Below are 5,921 nucleotides of genomic sequence, written 5' to 3'. Positions count from 1 at the left end.
TCTCCTGACATCCGCCGCGGCCCTGGGGAGCGCGGGCCTTGTAGCGCGGGCCTTTAGCCCGCGTCTCCTGACATCCACCGCGGCCCCAGGTAGCGCGGGCCTGTAGCCCGCGACCTGACATCCGCCGCAGACCTGGGTGGCGCGGGCCTGTAGCCCGCGACCTGACATCCGCCGCGGCCCTGGGGAGCGCGGGCCTGTAGCCCGCGACCTGAGAAAGTGTCTGAACATTCTATGAAGAGTCGTTGGCATAGATGTGGGTCAACCGTCTGACCATCACGGGAATCATGGCGACATCTATGAGTGCTTCGCTCGTATCGGTGCGTGCGTCGTCGTCCTTATGCAAGCGACGATACGTTCCCAGCCAGGCAACGGTCCGTTCCACCACCCAGCGTCTCGGCAACACGTGGAAGTGCGATACCCCAGTGGGACGCTTGCTGCTGTCCAGTGTCCAGAGCCACCAACGTGCTGCGCCCATTCCACCACTTGGCCGGCATCGCCCCCATCGTCCCACATCACCCGCACGCGCGACTGCTTCCCGTGGACGTTACCCACCACCAACCGTGCCTCATCCCGGTCTTGTCTATCGGCGGCATGAACCACCACCGTCACCACCAAACCCACGGTATTCACCAGCAGATGGCGTGTGCGCCCGTGGACGGTTTTGCCAGCATCATCCCCTCGAGTTTCCCGTTTTCCGTCGTTGTGACCGACTGGCGGTCGAGAATCGCAGCACTCGGTTCTGCCGCTCGCCCTGCGGCACCTCGTATGTCCGTGCGAAGAGCATCATGGATGCGCACCCAAGTTCCATCCCGTTGCCAGCACCGAACGGAATGATACACGGTCTGCCAGGGAGGCACGTCATCAGGAAGCATCCGCCAGGCGCACCCACTGCGCAAGATAGAGAAGATAGCGTTCAGAATCTCCCGGTACGCATGGACGCGGTGTTGCCCTCGGGGTGACGTCCGTTCCGGCAAAGCGGGGGTAATCCGTTGCCATTCGGCGTCTGTACAGTCGGTAGGATATGATGTTCGTCTGTTCTGTTTGCTCATACCATTACGTATCCATCAAAACCCTCGACCAGATACATTTCAGACACTCTCTCAGAGATTTAGATCGGCTCTTAAGCGCGAAAAGGGCAGGTTCTAGCTCGCCTTACCCTCCTCTATCCACTCTCTATGATGGAGCGGAATCTGTTCCTTCCACTACCCCGCTTGACTTTTCTTTTTCCTCATCATGCCCGTTAGCGCACGGTAGAGGGCGGTTTTCCAACGCGCCCTCTGTAGGATGCTTCTTCCCAGTGCCCACACGACGCGGGCTGGCAGCCTCGTGACGGAAACATCTGTAAATCCCTGCTTTCCGATGGTTCCTGATTGACAGTTCGGCAAAAAGATTGTAAACTCCAAATAGTTCGATAGTTTTAACTATTTGGAGATTGAAAATGTATCACAAACTCGATCCTCCCTACACTGCCGAACATGTCGCTATGCTGTTCAATCTGGTGCACAGCGAGCTGATGGGCCAGAGTATGGAAACGCTCTTACAGTTCTTGCAGCGTTCCAATCTCTCTATGCCTCGTCTGGTGTCGTTAATGTACATTCAACGTCAAGGTGTGACAACTGTCACTGCGCTGAGCGAACACCTCAATCTGGCGCTGGGTACCACCAGTCAGATGATTGATCAACTAGTGCAAGATGGACTGGTTGAACGACGTGAAGCAGCGCATGATCGCCGTCAAAAACAGATTACCCTGACCCCTGCTGGTGAGGCATTGGTCGCCGAGGCACGTCAGATCAGGTTAGCAGAGGCAAGTCGTCATTTGCGGCAGTTACCACCAGCATTGATCGAACAATTGGGACAGGCGCTCAGTGCCGCCTGTCGGGAATGGAATCTGATAACCACATCTTAAGGGGTTTCTTTATGGCCACAACTACGACTCCCACAACTGTCACCACGACCCGCATTGATTATGCAGCTACGCTTGATCAACGGAGCAAAGTTCTCATCCTGGTTGGCGTATTACTTGGTCTGTTTCTCTCAGCGCTTGATCAAACCATTGTCTCTACGGCGCTACCCCGCATCGTTGCCGATCTGAAAGGTATCGAGTTGATCGGCTGGGTCTCGACCAGTTATCTGCTGGCTTCCACGGCTATGGTGCCGATCTACGGCAAACTGTCAGACATCTACGGGCGTAAATATGTCTTACTGTTTGGGATCACGGTCTTTCTGCTCGGTTCGTTGTTGTGTGGTCTCGCCGGCGATATGACGCAGTTGGTGTTCTTTCGTGGTTTGCAAGGGTTTGGCGCCGCTGCGCTCACTTCGACGGCATTTGCCATTCCTGCCGATCTCTTCGCACCGGCAGAGCGTGCACGATACCTCGGCTTGTTTGGGGCCGTGTTTGGCTTGTCGAGCGTCATCGGGCCATTTATCGGTGGTCTGCTCACCGACAATCTGAGCTGGCACTGGGTCTTTTTCGTCAACTTACCGTTGGGGATAGTTGCCCTTGGCTTTATCGTCGCTAAATTGCCACGTCTGCACAGTGGTCTCAAGCCAGCAATTGACTATGCCGGTGCAGCAACGCTGCTGCTAACGGTCATTCCTTTCTTGCTGGCTCTCACGCTCGACAAGAATGACTATCCATGGACATCGCCGCTCATCTTGGGTCTGTTTGCAATCAGTGTGGTTGGTCTCATCCTCTTTCTGCTGATCGAGCGACGGGCCGAATCACCGATTTTGCCACTCCATCTGTTTCGGATTCGCACGTTTACTCTGACTGCCCTGATTGGGGTAACAGTTGGTGTCACTCTCTTTGCGGCAATCTTCTTCCTCTCGCTCTACCTGGTGAATGTGTTAGGTGTCAGTGCTACGTCTGCCGGTACCACACTGATCCCGCTCACCCTGAGTCTTGTGGTGGGAGCAATGGTCTCATCACAAATTGTGCAGCGCACCGGTCATTACAAGTGGGTCATCGTTGGTGGGATGGCCATTATCGTTGGTGCCCTCTGGTGGTTGACGACCCTTACCCCTGACACGTCGATCTGGATGGTGCGCTTACGGATGATTGTACTGGGTCTAGGGTTGGGGCCATCGATGCCGATCCTCAATCTGGCCATGCAGAATGCGGTTCCGCGTACCGATTTGGGTGCAGCAACCGCTAGTCGCCAGTTCTTCCAGCAAATTGGGCAGGTAGTCGGTTCGGCTGTCTTTGGGGCGATCTTGACCGGTGTTCTCACGACGACTCTGAGTGCGAATCTAGCGCCGATTCAGGCTCAATTACCACCTGAACTGGCAGCTCGCTTTGACAGCAGTGCGTTACGTAATGGTATGAGCGCCGAGAGCGCAGGTGGCGAGCCAGTTGATCCGGCGGTCAAGATTGAGCAGGCAATTGCCGATCAATTTGCTGCCCGCCGCGAGGTGATCTCACGAGCGTTGCGTGATACCGATCCGGCAGCAATCGCGGCTTTGCGGAACGATCCACAATTACCTGCGCAGCAAAAAGCGATGCTTGACATGATTGGCTCACTACCAGCAGCAGCTCGCGAGCAGGCGTTGAGTCAGGTTTTGGCCCGTCTCGACGAAGCCGAGCAGACGGCACGTGCAGAAGGGCGGGCATTAGGGCGACAGATCAGTGTGGCGTTGAAGGATGCCTTTACCACCAGCGTCACCACCATCTACTGGTACGCAATCTGGGTTGCGCTGATTGGCTTCATCCTTGCCTTGTTCATTCCTGAATTGCCTCTCCAGCGTAGTTATGGTCAGGATTTGCCACCGATGATGGAGTAAGGCCGCTCTGTTCGTATACAGGTTTGCGTTCCTCGCAACACAACCCTAATCGCCTCAACACTAGTTGAGGCGATTATCTTTTTCTTATAGTACCGATGCTTGCTATATCAGGTATAATACGAACAAGGAATCGTATCCCTATGTCTACGAGGTGTCATCGTGGCGACTCAGCGCACTCGTCGTGGTCGTGGCCGTAAACGGAGTTCGGCGTTGACAGTTCAACGTCGGCTATGGCTTGTCAGCCGCTTTATCCGTGGCCCAGCAACACCAACTGAGCTGATCGCTGATGCGCGGCGAGCGTTCAGCGAGTCGATTTACCCATCTAACGCTCTGATTGCACTTCGCCACGATTTCCATGCCCTGCGGAATGAGTTCCTCTGTACTATCGAACGTCAATCTGATGGAAGGTATGCCCTGACCGAGTTAGGACGCCTGACACTCTTGAATCTGCCCGATGAGGAGTTAGAGGCGCTGGCTTTCCTCGTATCATTTTTCAGTGAGGGGAGTTGGCCGGAGGCGTTTCACGTGCGTTCATTATTCGAGCGTATCATTGCCCTCTTGCCGCCTGAACAACGCTTGACGCTTCAGCAACGGCAGGTGTGGCAGATTGAGCTTCCTCAGAGTAGCACGACCATTGATCAAAAATTATTGACCCGCTTACGCCGGAATCTCCGACGCCATGCCATCCAGTTTCGCTACCGATCAAACTACAGCGACGAACTCGAATTACACCGGGTGGCGCCGGTGCGTCTGTTTGTGCGTGATGGTCATACTTACCTTGAAGCCTACTGCTACAGCGCACCTCATCAGTCGATCATTGGGCAGTACATCCCTTACCGTGTTGACCGGATCATTCCCGAATCGCTCCACGTTGAGCGGCGGGTATTACCCCCTGAGCTACCACCGCGCCGGACTTGGACGTTACGGTATCGTTTGTCGCCGCAGGTGGCCCGCAATCGTGACATCTCGCTCTGGTTTCCGCAAAGTACGGTGACGTACCACCCTGATGGTAGCGCCGAAATATGTGCTCAGACGAGTGATCTCTGGCAGGCCGAACAGATACTGCTACGTTACCGCGAGCATTGTCAGGTGCTTGAGCCGGCAGAGTTGATCGAGCAGATACGCAGGACGATTGCCCGGATGCGGGAACTCTATCTATAGCCGACTGAGGCGTACTGCCAGAGCATGATGGTATCTCTTCCGTTGTCCTTCCCAGCCACAATGTGCGAACAGATTGTGCGACTGCTCCTTCTCGTTGCGGCAGACATGTGAACTATCGGTAGAGAAAGGCCAGATAAAAGACCAGAATAATCACGATGCTTACCACGAGCAAGACTTTCAGGAAACGTGGTTGCAATTGCTGAAGTTCAATGCTACGTTGCAGCTCCGCAAGTTCAGCCTGAAGCGAAGCAAGATTTACCTGTCGGCGTGCCACCAATGGTTCGCGCATCAGGTTGATGAGACGCTGAAGATTTGACGGCAGCGTTTCCACCGCCAACAGGTCGTCGAGTACCTGAGCGAGGGCGAAGAAATCGCTCCGCTCATCAATGGCTCCACCTTCGAGTTGTTCGGGTGGGGTATATCCAGGTCGGCCAATATCGGCCAGCTCCGGAACAACCTGACCGCGACGACGGCTGAGGCCGAAGTCGATTAGAGAAACATTACCGTCGTTTTTAACGATAATGTTTCGCGGATGCAGATCACCATGAACGATCCCATTAGCGTGCAAGATGCGGAGCACGTGACACAGGTTGCGCGCAATTTGCAGCGCATCGGCTGGTCGACCGGCAGCCAGAATTGAGTCAAGTGTCTCACCGTCAAGGTAACTCTCCACGAAGAAGTATCTCGGTGGCTTTCCGGCTATCTTGCCCATAGTGATAAACTGCGGAAAGTATCGCTTTTTGTCGCTGTCTGGTGATAGCGCAGCGATCACCTTCGTCATCATGATCTCATGCAAAAATGCCCGAGCTGCTTTGCGCAACGAGACACCACGCGACGTAGGCGCCAGCCACTTAATGACAACGAGTTGTTCTGTATCATGGTCGAAGGCCAAATCGACGATACTGTGAGCGGTACGGGCCAACTGACGGATAATTTTGAACCGATCCTCGAACCATTGTTTATTGGCGCGGTATTTCATC

At 54.8% G+C, this 5,921-nt stretch carries 4 protein-coding genes and 1 pseudogene; 3 read left to right on the top strand and 2 right to left on the bottom strand.

What is annotated here, in order from left to right:
- Window positions 1-229: 229 nt before the first annotated feature.
- Window positions 230-1,049 (bottom strand): annotated as a pseudogene (locus JE47_RS20780) (IS5 family transposase).
- 389 nt (window positions 1,050-1,438) lie between these two features.
- Between JE47_RS20780 and JE47_RS0119280 the strand changes: the two are divergent.
- The 3 genes from JE47_RS0119280 (at window position 1,439) to JE47_RS0119270 (ending at window position 4,941) form a co-directional block, all read left to right on the top strand.
- Window positions 1,439-1,906 carry a MarR family winged helix-turn-helix transcriptional regulator gene (locus JE47_RS0119280; RefSeq protein WP_031461313.1) on the top strand — a complete coding sequence of 156 codons (468 nt, stop codon included), beginning with the start codon at window positions 1,439-1,441 and terminating at the stop codon, window positions 1,904-1,906.
- A gap of 11 nt (window positions 1,907-1,917) precedes the next feature.
- Window positions 1,918-3,780, top strand: a complete 1,863-nt coding sequence (locus tag JE47_RS0119275) for an MDR family MFS transporter (RefSeq protein ID WP_031461312.1) — start codon at window positions 1,918-1,920, stop codon at window positions 3,778-3,780.
- A 159-nt stretch (window positions 3,781-3,939) separates the two neighbouring features.
- Window positions 3,940-4,941: a helix-turn-helix transcriptional regulator gene (locus tag JE47_RS0119270; protein ID WP_031461311.1), complete on the top strand. Its 1,002-nt coding sequence runs from the start codon at window positions 3,940-3,942 to the stop codon at window positions 4,939-4,941.
- A gap of 112 nt (window positions 4,942-5,053) precedes the next feature.
- Here JE47_RS0119270 and JE47_RS0119265 read toward each other — a convergent pair.
- Window positions 5,054-5,921 (bottom strand): serine/threonine protein kinase (locus tag JE47_RS0119265; RefSeq protein WP_031461310.1); only part of this gene is annotated, 868 nt, incomplete at its 5' end.

This window comes from Chloroflexus sp. MS-G (assembly GCF_000735195.1).
Lineage (GTDB): Bacteria > Chloroflexota > Chloroflexia > Chloroflexales > Chloroflexaceae > Chloroflexus.
This window is presented reverse-complemented; position numbering and strand designations above follow the sequence as displayed.